Source organism: Arsenophonus nasoniae, from assembly GCF_004768525.1.
Taxonomy (GTDB): Bacteria; Pseudomonadota; Gammaproteobacteria; order Enterobacterales; family Enterobacteriaceae; genus Arsenophonus; species Arsenophonus nasoniae.
This window is the reverse complement of record NZ_CP038613.1, coordinates 1984787-2008358: the sequence shown is the minus strand read 5'-3', so window position 1 is coordinate 2008358 and position 23572 is coordinate 1984787. Positions and strand designations below refer to the sequence as shown.

The 23572-nt window shown below is 37.7% G+C and carries 23 protein-coding genes and 5 pseudogenes; 18 read left to right on the top strand and 10 right to left on the bottom strand.

Translation table 11 applies throughout. The annotated features are described in order from the left end of the window. Positions 1-171 precede the first annotated feature (171 nt). Positions 172-372: a hypothetical protein gene (locus tag ArsFIN_RS10045; protein WP_026823782.1), complete on the bottom strand. Its 201-nt coding sequence runs from the start codon at positions 370-372 to the stop codon at positions 172-174. 224 nt (positions 373-596) lie between these two features. Between ArsFIN_RS10045 and ArsFIN_RS10040 the strand changes: the two genes are divergently transcribed. From ArsFIN_RS10040 to pdxY, 14 genes and pseudogenes are all read left to right on the top strand, one after another. After that, positions 597-1832: a phage/plasmid replication protein, II/X family gene (locus ArsFIN_RS10040; RefSeq protein ID WP_246067180.1), complete on the top strand. Its 1236-nt coding sequence runs from the start codon at positions 597-599 to the stop codon at positions 1830-1832. Between the two features lie 20 nt (positions 1833-1852). Then, complete coding sequence (locus ArsFIN_RS10035; RefSeq protein ID WP_026823780.1) at positions 1853-2146, top strand: hypothetical protein; 294 nt, start codon at positions 1853-1855, stop codon at positions 2144-2146. Between the two features lie 9 nt (positions 2147-2155). Next, positions 2156-2380: a hypothetical protein gene (locus ArsFIN_RS10030; RefSeq protein WP_135677691.1), complete on the top strand. Its 225-nt coding sequence runs from the start codon at positions 2156-2158 to the stop codon at positions 2378-2380. 2 nt (positions 2381-2382) lie between these two features. Beyond that, positions 2383-2664: a major capsid protein gene (locus ArsFIN_RS27460; protein ID WP_246067177.1), complete on the top strand. Its 282-nt coding sequence runs from the start codon at positions 2383-2385 to the stop codon at positions 2662-2664. Positions 2665-2683: 19 nt separating this feature from the next. Beyond that, a complete protein-coding gene (locus tag ArsFIN_RS10020) occupies positions 2684-4312 on the top strand; it encodes a hypothetical protein (protein ID WP_026823778.1) in 1629 nt (542 codons plus the stop codon). Positions 4313-4324: 12 nt separating this feature from the next. Beyond that, positions 4325-4612, top strand: coding sequence for a DUF2523 family protein (locus ArsFIN_RS10015; RefSeq protein WP_135677690.1), 288 nt, complete (start codon positions 4325-4327; stop codon positions 4610-4612). Positions 4613-4615: 3 nt separating this feature from the next. Further along, on the top strand, positions 4616-5644 hold the full coding sequence (locus ArsFIN_RS10010) for a zonular occludens toxin family protein (RefSeq protein WP_026823776.1): 1029 nt from the start codon (positions 4616-4618) through the stop codon (positions 5642-5644). Beyond that, positions 5641-6807 (top strand): annotated as a pseudogene (locus tag ArsFIN_RS10005) (type II secretion system protein GspD). Before ArsFIN_RS10010 ends, ArsFIN_RS10005 begins: the two are co-directional and overlap by 4 nt. 241 nt (positions 6808-7048) lie before the next feature. Next, a complete protein-coding gene (locus ArsFIN_RS10000) occupies positions 7049-7327 on the top strand; it encodes a hypothetical protein (protein WP_026823775.1) in 279 nt (92 codons plus the stop codon). A gap of 368 nt (positions 7328-7695) precedes the next feature. After that, entirely contained in the window at positions 7696-8871 is a 1176-nt protein-coding gene (sctE, locus tag ArsFIN_RS09995; protein ID WP_135677689.1) for a type III secretion system translocon subunit SctE, read from the top strand. A gap of 330 nt (positions 8872-9201) precedes the next feature. After that, positions 9202-10287 carry an anhydro-N-acetylmuramic acid kinase gene (gene anmK, locus ArsFIN_RS09990; RefSeq protein WP_026823905.1) on the top strand — a complete coding sequence of 362 codons (1086 nt, stop codon included), beginning with the start codon at positions 9202-9204 and terminating at the stop codon, positions 10285-10287. Between the two features lie 35 nt (positions 10288-10322). Then, positions 10323-10976, top strand: a complete 654-nt coding sequence (gene pdxH / locus ArsFIN_RS09985; RefSeq protein WP_026823906.1) for a pyridoxamine 5'-phosphate oxidase — start codon at positions 10323-10325, stop codon at positions 10974-10976. Positions 10977-11092: 116 nt separating this feature from the next. After that, entirely contained in the window at positions 11093-12367 is a 1275-nt protein-coding gene (tyrS, locus tag ArsFIN_RS09980; RefSeq protein ID WP_026823907.1) for a tyrosine--tRNA ligase, read from the top strand. A 170-nt stretch (positions 12368-12537) separates the two neighbouring features. Continuing rightward, positions 12538-13401, top strand: coding sequence for a pyridoxal kinase PdxY (pdxY, locus tag ArsFIN_RS09975; RefSeq protein ID WP_026823908.1), 864 nt, complete (start codon positions 12538-12540; stop codon positions 13399-13401). A 68-nt stretch (positions 13402-13469) separates the two neighbouring features. On the opposite strand, the gene gstA is transcribed toward pdxY, so the two are convergent. Together gstA and ArsFIN_RS26315 are read right to left on the bottom strand one after the other, a co-directional pair. Next, positions 13470-13949: a glutathione transferase GstA gene (gene gstA / locus ArsFIN_RS09970; protein ID WP_135677688.1), complete on the bottom strand. Its 480-nt coding sequence runs from the start codon at positions 13947-13949 to the stop codon at positions 13470-13472. 185 nt (positions 13950-14134) lie between these two features. Next, a pseudogene (locus tag ArsFIN_RS26315) lies at positions 14135-14293 on the bottom strand (IS91 family transposase); the annotation flags it as partial. A 282-nt stretch (positions 14294-14575) separates the two neighbouring features. Here ArsFIN_RS26315 and istA point away from each other — a divergent pair. Further along, positions 14576-15052 (top strand): IS21 family transposase, encoded by a 477-nt coding sequence (gene istA, locus ArsFIN_RS09965; protein ID WP_167876682.1) that lies wholly within the window; start codon positions 14576-14578, stop codon positions 15050-15052. A gap of 203 nt (positions 15053-15255) precedes the next feature. Here the strand turns inward: istA and ArsFIN_RS09960 are convergent. Next, positions 15256-16414, bottom strand: a pseudogene (locus ArsFIN_RS09960) (IS3 family transposase). 225 nt (positions 16415-16639) lie between these two features. On the opposite strand from ArsFIN_RS09960, the gene istB reads away from it, so the two are divergent. After that, positions 16640-17401 (top strand): IS21-like element helper ATPase IstB, encoded by a 762-nt coding sequence (gene istB / locus ArsFIN_RS09955; protein ID WP_135677409.1) that lies wholly within the window; start codon positions 16640-16642, stop codon positions 17399-17401. A 114-nt stretch (positions 17402-17515) separates the two neighbouring features. On the opposite strand, the pseudogene ArsFIN_RS27455 reads toward istB, so the two are convergent. From ArsFIN_RS27455 to ArsFIN_RS09940, 5 genes and pseudogenes are all read right to left on the bottom strand, one after another. Further along, positions 17516-17871, bottom strand: a pseudogene (locus tag ArsFIN_RS27455) (transposase). Continuing rightward, entirely contained in the window at positions 17769-18071 is a 303-nt protein-coding gene (locus tag ArsFIN_RS28810; protein WP_407062039.1) for a transposase, read from the bottom strand. Before ArsFIN_RS28810 ends, ArsFIN_RS27455 begins: the two are co-directional and overlap by 103 nt. Positions 18072-18170: 99 nt before the next feature. Next, a complete protein-coding gene (locus ArsFIN_RS27450; RefSeq protein WP_246067175.1) occupies positions 18171-18506 on the bottom strand; it encodes a transposase zinc-binding domain-containing protein in 336 nt (111 codons plus the stop codon). A gap of 88 nt (positions 18507-18594) precedes the next feature. Further along, positions 18595-18699, bottom strand: a pseudogene (locus ArsFIN_RS09945) (glutathione transferase GstA); the annotation flags it as partial. 167 nt (positions 18700-18866) lie between these two features. Then, entirely contained in the window at positions 18867-19061 is a 195-nt protein-coding gene (locus tag ArsFIN_RS09940; RefSeq protein ID WP_026823288.1) for a YegP family protein, read from the bottom strand. 360 nt (positions 19062-19421) lie between these two features. On the opposite strand from ArsFIN_RS09940, the gene ArsFIN_RS09935 reads away from it, so the two are divergent. Then, on the top strand, positions 19422-21071 hold the full coding sequence (locus ArsFIN_RS09935; protein WP_026823289.1) for a hypothetical protein: 1650 nt from the start codon (positions 19422-19424) through the stop codon (positions 21069-21071). A 414-nt stretch (positions 21072-21485) separates the two neighbouring features. Further along, the gene (locus tag ArsFIN_RS09930) at positions 21486-22586 is read left to right on the top strand and encodes a hypothetical protein (RefSeq protein ID WP_135677686.1); all 1101 of its coding nucleotides are present in this window, start codon (positions 21486-21488) and stop codon (positions 22584-22586) included. 101 nt (positions 22587-22687) lie between these two features. Here ArsFIN_RS09930 and fabI read toward each other — a convergent pair whose 3' ends face one another. Beyond that, entirely contained in the window at positions 22688-23479 is a 792-nt protein-coding gene (gene fabI / locus ArsFIN_RS09925) for an enoyl-ACP reductase FabI (RefSeq protein WP_026823291.1), read from the bottom strand. Positions 23480-23572: the final 93 nt, after the last annotated feature.

Genomic DNA, 23572 nt, shown 5'->3' with positions numbered 1-23572 from the left:
AATTAAGAGTGCATGACTCTTTAATTATGTACTAAAATTATGTACTCTTGTGCCAATTTGGCATTATTTTACTTAATTTTTTCTTTATTAATTCATTTTTTTAACATTTGCACATTTTAGTTTTGGTATGCTTTTTATACTTTTACTCAATTTTGATGTCGATAATAACTTTTATTTTGGTTGTTTTTTTTCTCTTTTATCTATCGCATTATGAACCATATCTTTTTTTGCCTCTTCTAGGTATTTTTCTACCATAAAATGTACCACATCAGTCCATTTGACTATTTTTCCTGTTTTTATTGATACATCTAATGCCGCTCTTTCGATTTTCATGTGTGTTGCTTCTGTGAAAGCAATTTGTTTTCTGCTCATTTTTTCTCCTATTTTTTAGTCTTTATATTATGTCGACATGTTTACTATTTTTCATGTTTACAAATTTACTTAATTACTTGTCTGTTTTGGTTTATATCTAAAAATAATAATTTCGACATGTTTAAATGTTGACATATTGAAATATAGTTAGCTGAAAGCAGAACAGGACTTTATTCATGATTGATCTTCTTGAGCTTCAGATTCCATTTAAAGATGAGTATGTGATGAGAACGTCTCGTGATAAGGATCATGGCGGAGGATCTATCGATTTTATGCAGATTGCTAAATTAAGCGGTATTCGGCTATCTGCTCGCGATGTGGAATTTGAAATAAAAGGCGATTTATCTGTTCAGGGATTAGCGCATCCTTTTGAATCGTTACCAACGCATTTTGCCAGTTTGGGCATGAAGATTTATCAGGGAACTCATTTGATTTTCCCGCGCGTCAATCTTAAGGCTTCACCTGCCAAGCTCTTACAGGGGCATAATGTGTTTGGTTCAACCAATATTGCATTATGTGGTCTGGAGTTAATCACTAATTTAGCGGCTTCTATGCCACATCTTTTTAATTTGTTAGACGTAACGAATACCGAAGTTTCTGAGCTTCATACAACGTTATCAGTAAGATTACCGACGGAAAGTATTTGTAAACAGGTGATTGCCTATTTCAAAAATATCAGTCATGGACAAACCAAAGCCACGAAATCAAACGATTATGAATCAACCGTCTATTTTAACCGTGGCTCTAAACATAGGGAATTGTGTATTTATTATAAAGCGTTTGAACTGGCAAAACGTTTGGGTGAAATACAAAGAAAATTACGCGTTAATCCCAATGATGAGGTGTTGCTTAATCAGTTTGCCATTTTAAATGATAAACGCCTGACGGATTTTGCCAATAACCTGTTGAGGTTAGAAGGGCGATTGAAAAAACGGTTTTTAAAAGATAATCAGATCCCGATTAATTTTTCGGCGCTTTGTCTTTATCAACAACACTATGAACGTGATGGGGCTAATTTAATTTACGATCTGTGGATGAAAAGTTTTGATGATTTGCTGACGGCATTGAGGGGAATGGAAATGAATATTTATGATGATGAACATATTTTTGAACGATTAAAATCACATTATTATTCTACTACGCCAAAAGGCAACATTTCATACTCTAAAGCGCAACGGATATTTGGTTTTTATCGTCGTTTAGTGAATGAGGGTTATTTAAATGTTTTTAATTCTCTGGCAAAAAGAACATTTTATAATAATTTAATCTTATTAACCGATATTGGCATCAGTAAATCACAATTACAAAATCTCACGGGCGACAAATCTAACGTCATTCCTTTTTATAAAGTTATCAATATTGATTTTGCACAACAGCGTCCTGACTGGTATGTCGAGCCTGTGAGTGTTTTTGAACGTCAAAATAATATTTATTCATTTAAACAAGTTGCAAACGCTTAAATCAAGAAAGGTGAACCATTATGGCTGCATTGCCCTTATATCAAACGGTAATTAGTGGAAAAGTGACCCGTGTCAGTACGTCTAATGATGGACATGTTTATACCACCGTTATTTTACCCGCACCTGACCCTTATTCTAAACCGCCTATAGTCAAAATTCGTTCTAAACGGCGTGTGGGGGCGATTGATTCAGAAGTGAATGAATTGGTTTGCCGTATTTCCGGTTTTGAGCGTTCGTTTAGATATCACGATAAGCAGACAGGGCAACCCTTAACGGGTCATAACGTTGAAATGTTTCTCGATCTAGTGGAATAGGTAATGGCTATGGCTGCTCAGGAAAATAATATTGTTGGTAAGATTTGCTCAAAAGTCATGAATGACTGCCAAGTAATTGAACTGACGGTAAAAGAGTTGCCATATCAGGAACTCCTTAATATTGATTATTCAGTCGCGGCACAATTTTGGGGGATTCCTTTTACCACGGTAATTGGTCTTTGGTTATTTTCCAAGGGTCTGGGTGCAGTAATTAATATGATGAAAGGTGTTTAATTATGTTGACTAAATTAAGTTTAAATAAGTTTTTTAACAAACTTAATCTGCGCACTTTATATTTAAGTGTAGGTATTGGTTTATTCGGTGCTTTTAGTTCTGCAATGTCATTTGCCGAAGCAGCGACAGGGACAAGTACGGCTATTGATTACACGCAATTAACGAACTCCCTTAATTTCAATTCTGTCATGACGGGTATTTTAGCGGTTGCAGGTGGTCTTATTGCCGTTTATGCAGGCATGGCGGGCGTTAAGTGGGTTTTGCGTATGGTACGGGGTGCGTAACAAGGAGAGGGGCAAATTAATGCCCCTTTATATCGATGCTGACAATCGGATTTTATTTTCTGTGTTTTTTGTGGGGGCTGTTATGCGCCTGGGCAGTCATACAAGGGTTGGATTGATATTGTTGTTTTTAACGTCTTATGCTTATGCTGAAACGTGGGAGACTTTGGATAAAAGTACGTTTGATATCGATGTTATTTCTAAATCAAAAGATGTTAAGAGTGAAGACGGAACGCTTAAACGTGTTGAATATATTGATTTAACTATGCAGCAGCAGGCTTGTAGTGAGGCTAAACAATCTGCTCATAATTTATTCGATAATATGAAATCTATTTATGCTGAAGTTTACCCTGATTCACAATTTAAATTTGAGGTTAGCGAGTGTTTTTATGATGGTTCTCCGACTGAGAAAATTGTTGATTCTTACGGTGATAGTTTTTGGTTAAAAGCATCCGTTATCGGTGAGATTAAAAGGACGGTTTCTGATACTGAAAATAATAATAAGGATTTACAAACGCCGGAAGAAGTTTGCATGAATAAAAGTTCGATATCGGGTTCATTTTATACAAAAAAAGTGGGTAGTAATTATTATGCCAATGTTGATGGTTGTGAATATATTGCTAATGATGATGTATTGCTCTGTGGTGAAAAGTCGGGCACTTGTTATGCTAAATGGAATCCGACAGGAAAAACGGTAGAAGATGGAAATGGAAAAGATAATGAGAAAGAAAAAAGTGATAATAAAATTTCGGGGCAATCACCAAATGTCAATAAGGTTTTAGAATCATCTTCAGATTTCCCGCCTGTTCAACACGTTTATAATCCGGTTTCGGGGCAATCTGATTTTATTTCACCCAGTGAAAGAGAATGTGCTGATATTGTCTATCCAACGTATCAGAATGTGACAAGTTATGACGATTCGGGCAATCCTGTTGTTCGTAAAGAGCCATTCAAATTTTATAATACCTTTAATTTTATGGGGAATAATTATTTACAAAAATATGGTTGTTTATATGTGCGGACATCAGAAGGGTACAAGCCGAGTACATCTCGTGCCGTTTATGAGGCTTTTGATACAGGTAAATTAAATGATTGTACTTGGAAAAGTGGTTTTACCGAGGTTCATAACTGCTCTTATCGTGGGGAGCGTCCAAAAACACAGACAGATTCAACTAAATATTCGGGTAGTACGGGCATAAATGATGCAATTCCTTCTAATGAAGGCAATGCTAATAGTAAATCTGGCGCCAGTAGTTTAGGCAGTGCGGTTAATATTTTTCCTTCATCAGGAACCCGTCAAGCGGGTGTCAGTTCATCTTCAGGCGTTGCTTCACATTCTGGTCAATCTTCTGGCTCAACAGGTAACGGGCAAGGAACCGATTTATCACATCCCGATAATAATGAGCCGGATTTAGATTCACCGACGGCAGAATCAATATTATCGCCATTGCAGCATCTTTTTCCATTTTTGGAAAATTTCAATTTGCCGGAACGGACAGCGTCATGCCCAGTAGCGACTTTTGAGGTGTTTGAGCAGCGTTTTGTCATTGATGCTCATTGTACCTTGTTTGAAAGCATTCGTGGGTTGTTAACCCTGTTTTCAATGATTATCTGGTCATTTCTGGGATTACGGATTGTATTGTCTTCTTAAGGGGATTAAGTGATGTATGCCTTGATTGTGTCTGCATTTAATTTTTTATTAGGGTTTGTTTTTAGAACGCTGACCATTAAATTTATCGTATTTTCAGCGCTGTTTTTAGTGGTCACTGAATTTGTTCCTGTTTTGTTAGCTTTATTACCCACGTCAACGAATTTACCGGAGTTGATTGGTCAACTTCCTGATAGTGTCTGGTATTTTATGAATTTGTTTGCGGTGATAACGGGGATTAAGATTGTGATTTCGGCTTATCTGACCCGCTTTATTGTGCGCCGTATTCCGGTGATAGGGTGATGTATGGCGATTTCAGCTTATGTCGGTATCCCAAGAAGCGGTAAATCCTATGAAGTGGTTTGCAATGTTATTATTCCCGCTTTTATGAAAGGTCGCCGGATTGTGACGAATATCTACGGTATTTCAGCAGAAAAAATCAGGATTTATTGTCTTGATAAAAAGAAAGCCGATGAGTCTCAATTAGGTGAAATTATCTGCGTTGATAATGAACAGGTTAAAGAGGCTGATTTTTTCCCATTTAAAACACAAACGGGTATTGCAGAAGACACTTTTTGTCAGGCGGGTGATTTGATTTGCATTGATGAAGCGTGGCGAATTTGGGAAAACAACAGGATACCGCAACAACATCGCTCATTTATAGCTGAGCATGGTCATTTTGTTAATACAGAAGGTTTTACCTGTGATTTAGTGGTATTAAATCAGTCGGTGGCTAATTTACCGTGTTTTATCAAAGATAGGATTGAGACGACTTACAGAATGACCAAACTGGTGGCGTTAGGGTTACGAAATCGCTATCGGGTCGATGTTTATTCAGGGATTAAACTGTTTAAAAATAATCGCACTTCATCCTATCAGTGCAGTTATGACAAGGCGATTTTTCCACTTTATCATTCTTATGAAGGGGGGCAAGGACAAGAGCAGGTGGTGGATAAACGTCAGAGTATTTTTAATCAATCTAAATTCTGGTTATTAACATCAGGATTGTTGTTACTGGTTATTGTTTCCGTTTATTTTCTTTATCAATTCTTTAGTGGTAACGGGATTACGCCCAAAAATCGGCCTATCTCTGAATCAGTTGATAAATCAGTGACTACTCAAAAATCACATCAAAATTCGTCGGCGCAAAATTTATCCGGTCAATGGCGTATTGCGGGCAAAATTAGTCAGCGAGGGCAAGCATGGGTGGTATTACTTAATCAGCAGGGGCAAATCCGGCTTGAGCCGTTATCTCAATTTCGTTTTTATGGTTTGCGGATGACGGGCAACATTGATGGTGACGTTGTCACAACCTATTCGGGAGGCATGAAATGAAAAGGGCATGGATAGGGGTGTTGTTAGCGGTAAGTCCGTTATTAATGGCTAAAGGCGTGATGATGGAACTGGATAACGTGCCTTTACCGCAAGCGTTGAATGTCTTGTATAGGTATGTTTTTGAGCGTCCTTTCATGCTATCACCAGAATTAATCAATGACCCTCGTAAAGTGACCTTTCGTATTACGCCAGAAATTGATGAACGGGCTTTCATTAAGCGCTATCTAAATAATTTACAGATTGCCATTCATGAACGTAATGGGATTGATTATTTAGTTTCCTTTACGCCAAAAACACCCACAGTAGTCATGGAAACCTATGTTTATCAGCCACGTTATCGCTCAGTAGAGTATTTATCGGATTTATTACGCAGCCAGTTTGACGGTAATTTTAATTCGCCTCGTAGTGGTATTTCAGTGGGGCAAATCGCACCCGAAAAGACCGGGGCGGGGACGGCTTCGGATTTTCTGAACCGGACAGGCGATGTACTGGTTTATTATGGTACTAAAGCCGATATTGCCCGATTAAAAGTATTGTTACCTAAAATTGATATTGTGACGGATGAGGTTATTGTTTCTGCCTATGTTTTTGAAGTGCAAACTGCTGAACGTAACGGGTCAGGTTTGGCATTGGCGGCCAAACTGGTTTCAGGTAAATTTAATATTGGTATCGGTAAAGAAGCCGGATTTGATAATTTTGTTCGTTTTAATTTAGGTTCATTAGATGCGTTATATGAATTATTTCGTACGGATAGCCGTTTTCATGTGGTGAGTTCACCTAGATTAAGAGTGAAGAATGGAGCTCAAGCATCATTTTCTGTTGGTTCTGATGTGCCTGTATTAGGTAAGGTGAGTTATTCTGATAATAAGCCTGTGCAGTCAATAGAATATCGTTCCAGTGGGGTTATATTAAATGTACGTCCGCAAATCCGGCAACAGGGTGTAGATTTAACCATTGACCAGTAGTTATCAAATTTTGCCAAAACTGAAACAGGTGTCAATAATAGTCCAACATTGATTAAACGTCAGGTCAATACGCAAGTGAGCGTTGCTGATGGCGATATTATTTTGTTAGGCGGTTTGGCTGAGAATAAAGTGACTGAAGTCGATACCGGATTTTCATTTTGCCGAAGGGCTGGTTTACGGGGCGTCGGCAGAAAATAATAAACTGATATTTTAGTGATTTTGCAGGTGAAGAAGGTTCAGCGATGAAGGCAGGCAGCGTACCACAGCATTAGCGAGGAACGCGGCCTGTCTGAAGAGGCGAACCGACGTAGCCGGTAAGAAAATAAAACGTCGGTTTGTTGTATTACATGTTGTTTGTTGCGTTAAGTTGTTTTAGCGCTGTATAGCCAGACTTCGATCTGACTATACAGCTATCACATAAACCTGACTGGAGGTCTATATGACTGTGTTCGATCCTACTCAATATCCGGAATTACGCAATCTTTTTCCTGAATTAACGCCAGTACAGTTTGAAACGGCATTGTTATTTGCTTTTGGCATTCCACAAAAAGAAATCTCAGTGTTGCGTTCAGTGGCGTATAAAGTGGTGAGACAGACGATAACAGAATCCAGAATGAAATTTGAGCCAGCCTCATTAACGGGATTATTAACGGTATTTCATGTTCGATTGGTGTTATTTGCCTTGTATGATTGCCAGCAACGCATTTGTAAGACATAAAAGATGGTCAATCTAGGTGTTTAACGCACCTAGGGTATTTTATTCGATGAGATAATATCGATGCGGTATTAGGTTATAACTTCTAAAATTAATCGTAAATACCGCCACTTCTGATTTTGAGTCGCATCACACCATCAGGAAACCCGCTACTTTATGGCGGGCTTTTATTTCTGCTTCCCCACAATTAAAAAAATCACAGAACAGCTATAGGTTATTATCGGTTGGTATATACAATGGTGTTGCAGTATGTAAATCGGAGGGGCTGTGACTATACCACAATCGTAAGCTTTACGTATAATACCTGATATTGAATATCAATAAGTATAATTAAGATATAAATTGACTTAAATTAATAGGGCTATTATTTCATGAATAATATAAATGTTTTTTCATCTATTTCTTCACCAGAGCGACAAGAGCTCAGTATTATTAATAATGCTCCTGTGATTAAATCACCGTTACCGCAATCTCCTATACCGAATGAAATATTATTAAATATGGTAGGTGAGAAAACCGGGAAAATCACCTATCAGCAGGCAGACGAGGCTTTAGGAAGGGTGTTAACTGTTTTCCACAACACAGAGAATCTGACTCTAAAAAATATCGAGAAAGTGTCAATTAACGATTTATTTTTACTCTCATCAACTCTTAGTTTAAAGATATTCGGTGATACTGCTAATTCAGTCGCTAAGGCTAGTAAATTGATGACGGATACTCAAGCGTTTTTACGTGATCAAAACGTTAAGGCATTTCAAGAAGAATTGGCAAAAAAAATTGAGCAATCCGAAAAAAATAAATGGCTAGTTCTTTTCGATTGGATAGTTGGTGTGGCTGAAATAGCTTATGGCGCGGTGTTGACTTGTCTTGGACAACCCGCAGGTCCAGTTTATATCGCCGCGGGTGTGGCAGGTATAGTCAAAGCTATTGCTGAAACAGCAATATATTTTGGTATAGGTGATAAAGAAATGTGGCAAAAAGTTGCTGATGCAGCATTTTACGTGCAAACAGTACTTGAAGTTGGTGCAGTTATTTTAGATGTTTGCAAAGCTGGAGCATTAGTAACGTTGGGTAGAGGGATCATGAAAGGAACACAAATTATTTTAAAAGAGATGATCCCCCAATTAACTCAAGCAGTTTTAAAGAACTCAATAAAGGAAGGTTTTAAAGCAATGAAGGCACTCGCTGAGAAATTTTATGAGATGTTTGTTCGTGAAATAATGCCTTATATTACAAAACTTAAATCACCTAAAAACGCTATAGAAGCAGGTGCTACCATTTTGAATGGCGTGACTAATGGTGGTCTAGCTATTGCTAAAGGAAGTATTTATTTAGATAAAGCTGGACTTCAAAAAGAGATTGAAGAGTTAATGCTTGAGCAGAATTTCTTTGAATTTTGTTTTGACTGGTATGATAAAATGAAAGAACAGCAACAAAAAACGCTTAAAAATCTTGTAGATAAGCAAGCCGATAGTTTGGAAGGCGCTAGTAAAAACATAAGTGAGACAGGGATGTTACAGGCACGTATTGCTAGCTCGATTGTTTAGTAATTTAGTTTTCTTAGTAACAAATATTTTTAAAATGTCCGTCAGGACATGGAAGGCGGCAGATTGAAATCACAAAGATAACTGAATGGAAAACCGCCGAAGCCAGGAGGGACTTATCGGGTAGCAATGAACCCTCGCGTTAGCGCTCCTGCTAAGCCATCTTTTTACGATAAATAAAGCGACTGAGTAGTTTGAGGGTCGAAGACAAGCGAATCGTTTAGCGATATTTTGTTTGTTTTTTAATTTCACACCAAATCAATAAAACAATAAAATGATTATTCCTAGATTAATATTCCATAATATACCATCAAGGTTCGCATAATAGGTGTTATGTCAGGTACAAGCCTCGATGGGGTTGATGTTGTTTTGGCAGAAATTGATGACCAAAATGTGGTTCAGTTAGGTGCGATTGCCTTTCCCTTTCCTATGGAATTAAAAAAACAAATCTTGTCTATATGTCAAGGTCAAGCGGTCACTTTAGCAACAATAGGTGAAATTGATTATCAGCTCGGCACGTTATATGCTGATGCGATCAATTATCTATTGAAACAGCAATCATTACTGGCCACAGAGATTACCGCAATAGGGTGTCATGGGCAAACCGTTTGGCATCAACCTACTGGCCAAAAGCCTTTTACTATGCAATTAGGCGATAATAATAGAATTGTTGCGTTAACTAACATCACCGTAGTAGGTGATTTTCGTCGTAGGGATATGGCGTATGGTGGGCAAGGAGCTCCTTTAGTACCGGCTTTTCATCATAAGGTAGTTAGCCATCCAGATGAAAATCGCATTATTTTAAATATTGGCGGCATCGCAAATCTTACTACTTTATTTGGGAATTCAATAATTAAAGGCTATGATACCGGACCAGGAAATATGCTGTTGGATATCTGGGCCAATCAACATTTAAATAAACCTTATGATAATAATGGCGATTGGGCGCGATCGGGTCAGGTTAATGAGTTGCTTTTGGCTGATATGTTAGCGGATCCTTATTTTAAGCGGCCAGCACCAAAAAGTACGGGTAGAGAATATTTTAATGCTGCTTGGTTACAAAAATATCTAACACCTTACATAAGTTTATCGGCACAGGATGTCCAGGCGACATTAACGCAATTAACCATCCGTTCAATTGTTGATCAAGTTTTACTTTATGATCAGGTCGATTGCTTATTGGTTTGTGGTGGAGGCGCTAAAAATAGCTATCTTATGGCAAGCTTAAGCGAATTATTAAGCCATATTGTGGTGGCAACGACAGATAAATATGGTTTGAGTGGTGATAATATGGAAGCTTTAGCCTTTGCGTGGTTAGCAGCTCGTACCTTATCGAGTATGCCAGGCAATTTACCCTCTGTAACTGGTGCTAGCCAGGAAACCATATTAGGCGCAATTTACCCGGCCAATAATGTATAACATGCTATCCATCATAATAAGACAGAGGCAAAAAAATGGCAGAAAAAAATCAGTTGGATATTGCTAATTTAAGACGGGAATATACTCAAGGGGGTTTAAGGCGTAAGGATTTAACCGACGATCCATTGGTTTTATTCGAGCGTTGGTTAGAACAGGCGTATGAAGCAAAATTAGCCGATCCGACAGCCATGTGTGTTGCGACGGTAGATAGCGATGGACAACCCTATCAACGAATTGTATTACTCAAGCATTATGATAAAGATGGACTCATATTTTATACCAACTTATCGAGTCGCAAGGCACAACATATTGCCCATAACAATAAGGTCAGTTTGCTATTTCCCTGGTATCAGTTAGAGCGACAGGTTTGTTTCCTGGGTGAAGCAGAAAAACTCTCCCCACTTAAGGTAATAAAATATTTTCAAAGTCGACCAAAAGATAGTCAAATAGCGGCCTGGGTTTCACGGCAATCGGCAAAAATCTCGGCTAGAAGCCTATTAGAAAATAAATTTTTTGAATTAAAACAAAAATTTAAAAATGGTGAAATTCCTTTACCTAGTTTTTGGGGCGGATATCGCGTCAGATTTAACAGTGTTGAATTTTGGCAAGGTGGTACTAAACGGCTACATGATCGATTTTTGTATCAATGGCAACAAGATCATTGGCAAATTGATCGCTTGGCGCCTTAATCGGAAAAAATGATTTTTAACTGGCACTTATTTGACTAGCGTTTTATTCTATTGCGCTTATTTATATTATATTTATCCACAAAATTGACGAAATAAAAAAATTGATGGAGTTATTGATGGTTAGCAAGAACCTAATTGAACAATTGCAAGAGCGGGGTTTAATTGCCCAGTTGACGGATGAAAAGGCATTAATAGAGAAACTATCCCAGGGATCTGTGACACTCTATTGTGGTTTTGATCCAACCGCTGATAGCTTGCACTTAGGGCATTTAGTTCCTTTGCTATGTTTAAAGCGTTTTCAGCAGATGGGACACCAACCGGTAGCTTTAGTGGGTGGGGCAACAGGTTTAATTGGCGATCCCAGTTTTAAAGCCACTGAACGTAAATTAAATACTAGCGAAACGGTGCAGCAATGGGTTGAAAAAATTCGTCAACAGGTTTCGCCATTTCTTGATTTTGATTGTGGTAACAATAGCGCTAAGGTCGTTAATAATTATGACTGGTTTGGTCAAATGGATGTCTTAACCTTTTTGCGCGATATTGGCAAACATTTTTCAGTTAATCAAATGATTAATAAAGAAGCTGTTAAACAACGTCTTGAGCGCGATGATGCAGGTATCTCTTTTACTGAGTTCTCCTATAATCTGCTGCAATCTTATGATTTTGCTAACCTTTGCTATCAACATAATGTTGAATTACAGATAGGTGGCTCTGATCAATGGGGCAATATTACTTCAGGTATTGATCTGACTCGTCGTCTATTTCAAAAACAAGTTTTTGGTCTAACGGTACCGCTAATTACTAAATCTGATGGCACTAAATTTGGCAAAACGGAAGCGGGCGCAGTTTGGTTAGATCCGCAAAAAACCAGTCCATATAAGTTTTATCAATTCTGGGTGAATACCGCCGATGCGGATGTTTATCGTTTTCTTAAATTTTTTACTTTTATGCCAATTGAAGAAATTGACGCATTGCAAGAAGAAGATCAAAACAGTGGTAAAGCGCCGCGAGCGCAGTATGTATTAGCGGAAAAAGTCACCCAGTTAGTACATGGCGATGAGGGCTTACAGGCTGCTAAGCGGATCACAGAAAGCCTATTTTCCGATACCATTGCTGCTTTAACCGCAGCAGATTTTGCCCAGTTAGCGCAAGATGGCATGCCGATGATCAAATTAAATTCAGGGGCAGATTTACAGCAGGCATTAGTCGAGGCTAAATTGGTTCCTTCACGCGGCCAGGCAAGAACGATGATAAGCTCAAAGGCGGTGGCGATTAATGGCGAGAAATGTGTTGATCCTGAATATATTTTTACTGCTGAAGATCGCCTATTTGGTCGCTATTCTTTAATTAGGCGTGGAAAAAAACATTACTGTTTAGTTAATTGGCAATAATGCGTGTACCGCAGCGTAAATTTAATCATATTAAGATTTATCCAACGTAGCGATCAACTTATTGGAATTTATTAGATTAATTACTAACATGTTAATTACATATTTAGCTAGTAATGATTTTATTTTATAACAGCAACGATTATTAAAAAATAAAAATAAATGAGTGGTATATGAAAAGCGTTCTTTCAATTCAGTCGCATGTTGTTTTCGGCCATGCGGGTAATAGCGCCACGGTTTTTCCCATGCAACGGCTGGGAATTGATGTCTGGCCGCTGAATACTGTTCAATTTTCTAATCATACACAATATCCACAATGGATAGGTAGTGTCATGTCCTCTGAACATTTAACGGATATTGTTAACGGTATTGCTAAAATCCATAAACTAAAACATTGTGATGCGGTTCTGACGGGCTATATTGGTTCTGCTGAACAAGGAAAAGCAATTGTTGATATTTTTAGACAGACCAAAATAACAAATCCTGCTGCTTGGTATTTCTGTGATCCGGTGATGGGGCATGCTGAAAAGGGCTGTATTGTGACCCCGGGAGTAGCTGAATTTTTATGTAATGAAGCTTTACCTATCTGCGACATAATGGCGCCTAACCTGTTAGAGCTGGAAACATTGGTTGGAAAATCGATTACTAATGTGGAGCAAGCGCTATCAGCGGCGAGAGAATTGTGTCAAAAAGGCCCTAAAACCATTTTAGTAAAACATCTTAGTCGTGCTGGTTATCATACCAACTGTTTTGAAATGTTATTAGTGACCGAAGCGCATTGCTGGCATATTAGTCGGCCCCTAATTGATTTTGGTAAACAGCAACCGGTTGGGGTTGGCGATTTAACCAGTGGCTTATTGCTAGTCAATTTATTAAACGGTAAATCGTTATCTAGCGCATTAGAGCACGTCGCCGCTGCGGTTTATGAAGTGATGTTAAAAACCAAAGCAATGAAACAATATGAATTACAACTGATTGCAGCACAAGATAAGATGGTAAATCCTACTCATTACTTTAAAGCAGTACAGCTTGATTAACCCTGTTATCGAATGATATTGCTCTTCGAATTAATGTAAACTTGAAGAGCAAAAAATAAAAAACCAATTTAGATTAAACCTTCTGCCGTTAATGCTTCTTGTACACTTTTACGTGGGCTAATTTTTTCTTCAATATACTGTTTTAGATGTTGATATTGACTAAGATCCACATTAACGGCTGTAGCCCAACGATAAATAGTAAAAAGATAAGCATCAGCAATTGTAAAGTGTTCACCGCAGATAAATTTCCGCTTAACCAACAAATTTTCCATATAGCTGAATTTTGTGATCAAGGATTTTATCACTATCTCGCGGTAATTATCTGGCGTTAAAGGAGAAAATAGCGGACTAAAACCTTTATGTAATTCCGTTGCAATATAGTTAACTAATTCTAGCTGATGATAACGTTGCAAGCTGCCCATGGGTGCGATTAATTTATCATTTAATCCTGCGGCTTGATCGGCAATATATTGTAAAATAATCGCATTTTCCGTCAAAATATCATGGTTATCTAACTGTAATACCGGTACCTGGCCTTTAGGATTAATAGTATAAAAATCCGCTTCTTTCTCGGTACATGGTTAGGAATCTCAATCAATACAGTAAGGCATTAATGGAGGTGTTTTGAACTCAATATTTCTATTAAATTCTGACAGTTTTCTCGTTGATTAACCATGAGAACATTAATTCGGTTAAATTATCATCTAAAAGCCTAATAATAGGCACACTGCTCCTAGGCTGCGGTTTGTAACCATCGTTTTTTGACCATTTTATCCCGCCTTTCTGACAGTAAAGTGACGGCGTGTATTCCTTTTTCCGCACTCATAAACCGCAATCGGTTTCCACATAAAATACATTGGTACGGGTCAGTATTTAAAAAACCTTTGATAAGGGTGTCACCGATCATCTAAAACTGATCCACTTGGTATTATTCGCACATTTTTGTACGGATAATTTATGTTAACCAAGGAGATATTTGTGGATATTCATGTTCGCTTTGCACAAGGACAAAGCCTTCGAAAAATTGCCAGTGAGTTGGGTATATCCAGCTAACCGTAAAACATCATTTTACAACAACAGACAATGCCAACTTATGCTAAAAGAAGTCAACAACCGACTAAATTATCCCCTTTAAACCTTATTTGCTTCAAGGAATTGAACTGGCTAAATACTGTTGATTGATCCCTGCAACTTATTTGATGAGGTAGTTGAAAACGGCTATCAAGGTGGTATTGCTCAATTACGCCGATTTGTTTGTCAATTTAAACCAAGCATTGTTCCCGAAGTAGTCGTCCGTTTTGAAACACAGCCAGGTCAACAAATGCAAATCGACTTCACCAGCATCCGGCGAGGTAAAAAATCGCTGAAAGCGTTTGTTGCAACGCTAGGCTATTCGCGTGCGAGTTATGTAAAGTTCTTTGATAATGAACGAGCAGAATCGTGGCAGCAAGGTTTAAGAGAAGCTTTCGACTACTTTGGTGGTGTACCACAGGAAGTATTGTGTGATAACGCAAAATCCCTCATCATCGAACGGGATGCTTATGCAGAAGGTGCTCATAAATTACATGTCGAAATGCTTCAAATGTCGAAAGATTACGGGTTTAAATTGAAGGTTTGCAAGCCCTACAGGGCAAAACGAAAGGGAAAGTAGAGCGCTTTAACCACTATTTAAAAACAGCTTTATCGTGCCATTAAACACCGACCTTCGTGCTCATAATCTTGAACTGGATATTGAAATAGCTAATGCAAAAGTGGGTCCATGGTTACAACGCGTTGCCCATCAGCGAATTCATGGAACAACGTTAGAGAAGCCAGCAGATAGATTTGTAATGGTCAACAAATTCTGTAGAAGATCTAAGCGGCATTTTTTAGTTCATGATATTTTTGATGTGGCGTTAAATAACCAATCGTTGAATGGCGTCGATAATAATTGTAAAACTGAATATAATTTTCAACTTCACAGACAACAGATTGATGATTCATAAACGATAAACGGTTAAGTCTTTCTGTCTTTAAACTCCTAAAAAATCTTTCCATCACGGCATTATCGAGGCAATTACCTCGCCGACTCATGCTTTGAGTTATTTTCCGTTCAAAGAGGTGCGCCCTAAACTCCTCCGATGAATATTGGCAACCTTGATCTGAATGGAACATCAAACTTGTCGTATCCGGTAATTGCCGTTCAATTGCGTTATCTAAGGCTTCTTTCACTAATTTCGAATCCGGTTTTGTTGATAAGGCATAACCAATAATTTCTTTGGTGGCTAAATCCAACACACAGGCTAAATAGCTCCACCCATAGTGATGTCTAATATACGTGATATCCCCGACATAATAGTGATTATGCTGTTCAGGGGAAAATTGTCGTTTAAGCAAATTAGGGGCATATCGATGTTCGTTACCCGATGAGTGATAGTAGTGCTTTTTCGTTGGTCTAATTGCAACTAATTGATTTAATTTCATGATGTTCGATATTTTATAAGTGCCAATTTGGTGCCCTAAACCCTTTAACTCGGCTTGAATACGTCTTTTGCCATAAATTTGACCCGATGTATAAAAATACGTTTGATTTCGCCACACAGTCTTTCATTTTCAACTGTCGGTATTTTCGTTTCATAATAAAAACTACTGCTGCTTACTTCAAAAAGATGGCATAACTCAGTGACCGTAAAATTGGGGTACATGATTTTCAGTTGCTTCACGATTTTGAGTTTTGATTGTCGAGGATGAAGTAAGCCGCGGCTTTTTTTAATATGTCATTATCCCTCTGAGCACGCTTAAGTTGAACTTCTAATTCTTGTATGCGCTGTTGCTCGGGTGTTAACGCTTTTGATTTTACAGGCGTATTCCCATTTAACTCGGCAAGATATTGTTGCTTCCATCGTGATACGGCAGATTTACCCGCACCGGATATTTTTTCAACTTGGATATTGCTATATCCACCTTCAACCATGAGTTTTGCATATTCCAGTTTTTGCTTTCCGCTAAAGGTTACTTTTACTTTTCGGGTCATATTTATACCTATAAGATTTTGCTTAATTATAAGCTATAAATCTCTACAGTTTTATTAGACCACTACAATTAGCTAAGGAAGTTAAGTCTCTTCTACCCTTACCAGCAAGGGTTTGCCAATCTATCCCACAGACTAATACGCTTAATATCCCTATCGTACCGCCCCTTGAATCTGTCAGTTTGCAACACTCAATCAGCGTATACGAAGCATTACTGGGAGGTGAACATGTTATTGCATGAACAAATTGAACACCTGTGTGAGTCATTGAAATTAAATTCTATTCCGACTCATTGGTCATCACTTGCCGAAAAATGCATTGCCCAAGACAAAAGCTACGGAGAGTTTTTACTGTCCCTGTTAAAATGTGAGCAACAACAACGAGATGAACGAACTCGTAATCTTTTGAGTCGGATGGCAGGATTCCCAGCACATAAAGAACTTAATACGTTCGATTTTAAGTTTGCAACGGGGATCCCCAAACAACACATACAGGAATTAAGCGCATTAACGTTTATTGAACGTAATGAAAATGTCGTGTTGCTTGGCCCAAGCGGTGTAGGCAAAACGCATTTAGCTATTGGGTTAGGATTAAAAGCAGTACAGGCCAAGAAGAAAACCCGCTTTACCACGGCAGCTGAACTGATGTTGCAACTCTCAACTGCCAAACGACAAAATAAGCTCAAACAATATCTATCACGTTCGGTGATGGCCCCGAAGTTGTTGATTATCGATGAGATTGGATACCTGCCGTTTGGGCGAGAAGAAGCAAACCTGTTTTTCAATGTGATTGCCAAGCGTTATGAGCATGGCAGTGTCATATTGACGAGTAACCTATCATTTGGGCAATGGCCAAGTGCTTTTGCTGATGACGCAACATTAACTGCCGCTATGCTTGATCGTTTACTTCATCATTCGCATGTACTGCAATTAAGCGGTGAAAGCTACCGATTGAAAGATAAGCGGCGCTCAGGAGCAATAACTGAGTAAAACAGTGGATCAATTTTGATTGATCGGATTTAGATAAAAAGTGGATCAGTTTTCGGTGATCGTTGACAAGGGCCCCAAACCCAGGTTTTTCAGGCACATTAGGAGATATCATGTCTAACGCCTCATACACCTTCGGTAATAAGCCCCGCGTTTGCGATTGGCTAAAAAACCGTAATAACGGATCATCTTAAAATGTCGCGCAGGGATATGACTGACATAACGCCGTATCATTTCTTCTGGGATAAGGTCTGTCGTCTGTATTGTTGGCTGTGGTGGTCATAGTAATGATGAACCACGGTGCCGCCGCTGTAGTGTTTCAATTGAGAAGCGGAGATAGGGGGACGTTTAAGATAACGGCCCAGATATTTCACATTATGCCAGGCCCCGCGTGTCTTTTTGGCAAAATGTACTTTCCAATAACGTTGAAACTGGGCATTGAGGTAACGGCACCAGGTCTGATAATTGCGAATGTGCCCGAAGCCAGGCAATTTATTGGGTTGTAACTGAAAATAGTTATCCCTAAGGAGTCGAATGACCGCACTGCGCCAGACCTTTCAACGTCTTCTTTTAAAGAAAATCGGTTTCCAGGTGTCATATTGAGTGAGTCCCCACGCGTGACGGATAAATGAATATGCGGATGTTGATTGAGTTGGCGACCGTAAGTATGCAGCGCACAAAAAATGCCAATTTCGAGGCCTTGGCGCTTGGCGTTTTGAGCATGGCGCGGGTTGCACAGCGAAAGAGTTGGTTGAGCAAGTACCAGTTATTGTTAAAAAAAAGGCCAAAGTAGGTGAGGCATAGTGAGGGTAATATGTTGCCATTCGCAATCCGGCAAAATATGGCGCTGCTGGGCAATCCACTGTTCGGTGCCTTTGAGGCCACACGCACTGCAGGCTTTGGATTTACAGGTTTGACAAAAGAAGCGTGAATGAGAGCATTCAGGTGAAGAACAGCAATAACGGCGAACGCCCATAGCGCAGGTGCTGCAGGCGAGCATCTTTTCGACAGAGAGTAGTTGCCATTCATCTACGTGATTATTTTCGATGAAAAGGTTCCATCCGTCATCGTATTGAAATAGCAGTTTTGCAGGTCTGGGGATGTACATAGAGCAGAGTATAAAAGACGAGAAGGGAATTGCCTAGAAATAGAGCGCCTTTGCCGCGATGCTCACGCCAAAGGCGTGCTTATGTTCATTTTTTCTTTAAATCAACCCGCTCGATACTAAAATCTAAGCCAGTTTCTCTTAATACAATGTGAGGGGCAAGTGAACAAGTGCCGGCAGAATAATAGAGTTTCATGGTGACATTCCTTTGGATTTAATAGGGTTTATTGCTGTTAAAATAACAGCATAGCAGTTGCTAAAAATTTTATTACTTTATTTTTATCTTGGCTAAGGAGAATAATAGAAAGGCGCTAAATGGAAAAGCTGCCAATATCTGCAGCTTTTAGATAAATAATGAGTCGCTTAGGTTTCGCTAGTGAGATCTTTAACTTGTTTGGTTGGGCCATTTTTTTGTACTGAAGCAATCCCTTTTTGTACAGCGGCTTTAGTTTTATACATCTCACTGGTGGCAATAACTTCATGATTAGCGGCTTTTAACACAAAGTAGTATGGTTGCTCAGTGCTTTTACTACTTTTTTTGATTTCATAGTAACCCATGCGTGCTCCTATTGAAAAGAATGCTAATAACTTATTGAATATGGCTGACATTTTAATAACCTTAACACCCTAGAGTATATTAATTTAACCATCTCTAAATATGGAAGTAGTTTGAAAATTTGTCAAATTTATAGGTGGTTAGATTAAATTAATATTATTTATTATTTAAATAAGAAATATATTTATCCTTCAAGTAATATAAAAATATTTTTTATATTATTGAATGTTTAATTAAATATAATTCGTTTTTATATATAAAGTCGCTCTGGTTATGACTATTTGAACGTAATTTGATATTTATTTTTACTGGCTAATTTATAATTATTATTGGAAATAGATAATAATCAATAGGGAGTCACAATGAGTTATAACCATGCCACGATGCCAATTTCGTTAACATCATATAAAAAACTAAATCCGGATAGAGAGTTTATCGTGATTAATTTATATCCGGTTTCTAAAGAGATTAACAGTATTAACAATAGCGCTCAACGTCTCGCCAATAACATAAAATTTAATAATGGTGGATTAGGCTGCGAAAAAAACATAATTTCCATGCTGCCCAATTTTTCTGTCTTTCTTGATACCCATTTACACAATGCTTTTATTACTGCAAAAAATGCAGAAAACGGGTTACAACAAGGAGAATTGCCAAGTGCAAATTTATATTCTGTGCCTTTTGATGGAATTAGAGAAAAGGAGCCTATTTATCATATTCCTAATGATGACATTGCAAAACAAAAATTTATCAATAATCAAGCTCCTTATAGTGTTATTGGCGATGCGCTCAATAATGGTGAAGTTTATTATGATGCGCAAAGATATGCTACGGTAGGAGAACAAGCCCATATTTATGACGAAATTGACAATGCTGCTGGAGAAGAAGCCCACATTTATGAAGCAGTTGACGATAGTGCTGTTGGAGAAGAGACCCACATTTATGAAACGGTCGATGATGGCGTTGTTGCAGATGAAGCCCACATTTATGAAGCGGTTGATGGCAGCATTGTTGGAGATGAGCCTATTTATGAAGAAATTGACAATTATACCCGAGAGGCAGAAACGGAGCATTTGAATAGCAAAAAAGAGATAAATTTATCTAAGCCAAATAATTTATCTCCTATTGAAAAGAAGGTTTTTACCGAAGTGGAGCTCAATAATGAACGGAAGAAGATAACGCGATTGGCAGAACAAACGTTTGCTCCACCAAGATCTTTTATTACTCGTCTGACAAGCTCTATATGGAATGCGCTATTTGGCGCGAAAAATGAATCAGTGGTAATATCGAAAGATAAATTGGTCACTGATGCTATGCGGGTTAATATTGAAGGAATTTGTAATGCGTTAAATAAACAGATAAATAACGGTGAAGTTGACGGTCTTTTTAGAAAAGAACCCGCTAAAGCAACGTACGATAAAAATAGTCCGAAGCAATTGGTTGAGGTATTTAATAGCGATAAATGTTATTCAGATCCTATCGGATTGGCGTGGATGATAAAACACTATATAGCTGAAAGTTTACCTAAGATAACTATTAAAGAATTTAATGACAGTAACAATCAAGCTGAATTTAAGGACATACTTGATAATAAAATTAATCAAATAGAATGTAATATAACAAGAGAAAACATAAAAAATTGTTTTGTTGCCATAAAAGAAACCTTAAATGCAGCCGAAAAATTAGAGACAGCTAAAAAATTATTGGAAAAAAATTTAATTTCAGCTAAAGAATTTAATCTATCTAAAGAATTTGATTTGGCTAAGGTATCATTAACTAAAAAATTAAACGTAGATAAAAAATTATTAGATAATGGATTAGAGGTACACGAACATAAAGATGATAAAAAAATAATCATAAACTCAACTTTAACCAAGGATAGTATCATTGGCTCAATGTTAACCGCCTTTATAGCAAAATCTGCAGATCCTATTGCTGAACTCAATTTCATGAGGGATAAACAAAGTGAATTTTCTAACTTAATGGCAAAATATGTCGCTAATAACTATTAAGTAAATAAATGTAATTAAATGTCTGCTAAAATATGTTATATTGTTAAGAAATTAGCGATCGTTTTGACAGTATTATTTATTAGCAGACTTTATTTAATTATTTTATTGTTTAAATTTTGTTTTTATTTACTACGCTAACATTGTTATTCCTTGTAAACAATATTTCCCATACATTGTTATTAACTTACCATTAACAATAACATCTATTTTTATTAATAAAATTATATAACACAATAATGTCTAATTTTATTTTTTATATCGACTATTCATATAATTATATGAATTTATTTTATAACTATTTTATTTTCTATAGATAATATACTTAGTGTTTATAAAAAGTTAGCTATTTATTTCGTAAATAATAGAAAAGCTAAATTTGGTATTGGTGTTATTTAATTATATTTAAACTTGTCGGTGCAAATATATAAAATAAATAATGGAGTTAACATGCGTTTAGATAGTTTTTCCAACACCAACAATACGGAACCATCATGGACAGAAGCAACCTCGGTAATATCAACAATTCAAAGAAGCTTTAATAATTTTATCAATACAGTAACGAGTTTGGTAAATAATTTTACTGGAGTAAAAAATAGTTCTAGTGAATGTGACTGGAAATCAAGGGATGCATTCAGCTATTCATCCCAACCGCTAAAATTTCCCGTTGAATTACGTAAGGTGAGTTCATTATCGTCAGATGGAATGACTTTAACCAACCAAAGTGCGCCAGAGTTGGCACGCTCAACTTCAGTAAAATCAGAAAGTACTATTTTAAATGAAAAACAACAGAAAACTGGCTTCAATGATTTTTTCAAATTTAGTATGTCTACTTTTTGGCAGAAAAATGTTTCCTCAACCAATGACAGTGTTGATCAGAATAAAGTCGCAGCAACTAAAATTGCTGAAGTTGCTAAAGCGTGTGTAGAAGAAGCAATGCACACCGGTATTGGGGAAATTTGTGCCAATTTAAATCAACATATCAACAACAAGCATGTTGAAGGTATTTTTAGGGGAGAGCCGAATAAAACAATATACAATAAAGATGATAATAACAAACTGATTAAGGCATTTAGTACGCCAGAATTACAATCTGAACCCATTGCGTTGGCCTGGATGGTAAAAACCTATTTAGGTGAATTTTTTCCCAAAGTCACAATGGATGAATTAGATAAAATTATGCCAATGGATAAAAGTGCGCCAGAGGCAGTGCAGCAATTAGACCAGGTCGTTGCACAAGAGGAATTTAAACATTTAATGGACGACAAAATTAATACTATTACATCTGAGAAAATACAAAATAATCTGAAAGCTTGCTTTGCTACCATGGCTGAGGGGTTACGTTTAATTGAGCGTGAGCCGGATATTCAAGGTTTAACAAAATCAAGTATTGTGACATCAATGTTACCCAGGGTCATCGATATAACCACGTTAACGCCAGAAAACTTGATGAGTTATAGCGCAAAAACCAATATCATCACCGATCTAATGGTAAATTATCTCACTAGTCATGATTAATTTATTTCACTAACAATGGCAGCCCGCCTTTAAATGATATCGTTGATAAGCCAATATATTACGCTAGGTATATTAATTTATTGGCGGGCTAATTATCCTAATTAGGCTTTTAATTCCAGTTCATTCATTGCAGCGATACTGAATCCACCGTCAACATGTATAATCTCACCGGTAACGCCCGCCGATAAATCAGAACAGAGAAAAGCGGCACAATTGCCAACATCTTCAGTCGTCACTGTACGGCGAATAGGGGTTACTGATTCACAATGCGATAGCATTTTACGAAAATCTTTAATGCCCGATGCCGCCAATGTGCGGATTGGGCCGGCAGAAATACCATTAACGCGAATAGCTTCAGGCCCCATTGCGTTAGCCATATAACGAACATTTGCCTCCAGAGAGGCTTTTGCTAATCCCATAATATTATAGTTGGGGATCGCGCGCTCAGCGCCCAAATAGGTTAGGGTAACTAGAGCAGAATTAGGCTTTAACATACTTCGGCAAGCTTTTGCTAACGCAACAAAGCTATATGAACTAATATCGTGGGCAATGCGGGATCCTTCGCGGGTAACCGCATTAACATAATCACCGTCAAGTTGATCGGCTGGTGCATAGGCGATTGAATGAACAAAACCATCAAATTTGGGCCATACTTTCGCCAGCTCGGCAAATAATGCCGTGATACTTTCATCGGAGGCGACATCACATGGCAAAACAATACTAGAGCCAAAGCTGTTTGCCATCTCTTCCACGCGAGATTTCAGTTTATCGCCTTGATAACTGAAGGCCAGTTCAGCGCCTTGTTGGTGCATTGCTTGTGCAATACCGTGAGCAATAGATAGTTTACTGGCTAAACCAGTGATCAGAATGCGCTTGCCGCTCATAAAGCCCATAAGCCGTATCCTTGTAAATTTTTAAATAATAAAACTAATATACACAGCATAAATTATCTATTGTAGATAGTATTTATGCATTATTTGTTTGAT

Bases quoted from the DNA above. Each gene is read 5' to 3' on its own strand.
- ArsFIN_RS10045 (WP_026823782.1), bottom strand. From the start codon at position 372: ATGAGCAGAAAACAAATTGCTTTCACAGAAGCAACACACATGAAAATC.
- ArsFIN_RS10040 (WP_246067180.1), top strand. From the start codon at position 597: ATGAGAACGTCTCGTGATAAGGATCATGGCGGAGGATCTATCGATTTT.
- ArsFIN_RS10035 (WP_026823780.1), top strand. From the start codon at position 1,853: ATGGCTGCATTGCCCTTATATCAAACGGTAATTAGTGGAAAAGTGACC.
- ArsFIN_RS10030 (WP_135677691.1), top strand. From the start codon at position 2,156: ATGGCTGCTCAGGAAAATAATATTGTTGGTAAGATTTGCTCAAAAGTC.
- ArsFIN_RS27460 (WP_246067177.1), top strand. From the start codon at position 2,383: ATGTTGACTAAATTAAGTTTAAATAAGTTTTTTAACAAACTTAATCTG.
- ArsFIN_RS10020 (WP_026823778.1), top strand. From the start codon at position 2,684: ATGCCCCTTTATATCGATGCTGACAATCGGATTTTATTTTCTGTGTTT.
- ArsFIN_RS10015 (WP_135677690.1), top strand. From the start codon at position 4,325: ATGTATGCCTTGATTGTGTCTGCATTTAATTTTTTATTAGGGTTTGTT.
- ArsFIN_RS10010 (WP_026823776.1), top strand. From the start codon at position 4,616: ATGGCGATTTCAGCTTATGTCGGTATCCCAAGAAGCGGTAAATCCTAT.
- ArsFIN_RS10000 (WP_026823775.1), top strand. From the start codon at position 7,049: ATGACTGTGTTCGATCCTACTCAATATCCGGAATTACGCAATCTTTTT.
- sctE (WP_135677689.1), top strand. From the start codon at position 7,696: ATGAATAATATAAATGTTTTTTCATCTATTTCTTCACCAGAGCGACAA.
- anmK (WP_026823905.1), top strand. From the start codon at position 9,202: ATGTCAGGTACAAGCCTCGATGGGGTTGATGTTGTTTTGGCAGAAATT.
- pdxH (WP_026823906.1), top strand. From the start codon at position 10,323: ATGGCAGAAAAAAATCAGTTGGATATTGCTAATTTAAGACGGGAATAT.
- tyrS (WP_026823907.1), top strand. From the start codon at position 11,093: ATGGTTAGCAAGAACCTAATTGAACAATTGCAAGAGCGGGGTTTAATT.
- pdxY (WP_026823908.1), top strand. From the start codon at position 12,538: ATGAAAAGCGTTCTTTCAATTCAGTCGCATGTTGTTTTCGGCCATGCG.
- istB (WP_135677409.1), top strand. From the start codon at position 16,640: ATGTTATTGCATGAACAAATTGAACACCTGTGTGAGTCATTGAAATTA.
- ArsFIN_RS27450 (WP_246067175.1), bottom strand. From the start codon at position 18,506: ATGTACATCCCCAGACCTGCAAAACTGCTATTTCAATACGATGACGGA.
- ArsFIN_RS09940 (WP_026823288.1), bottom strand. From the start codon at position 19,061: ATGGGTTACTATGAAATCAAAAAAAGTAGTAAAAGCACTGAGCAACCA.
- ArsFIN_RS09935 (WP_026823289.1), top strand. From the start codon at position 19,422: ATGAGTTATAACCATGCCACGATGCCAATTTCGTTAACATCATATAAA.
- fabI (WP_026823291.1), bottom strand. From the start codon at position 23,479: ATGGGCTTTATGAGCGGCAAGCGCATTCTGATCACTGGTTTAGCCAGT.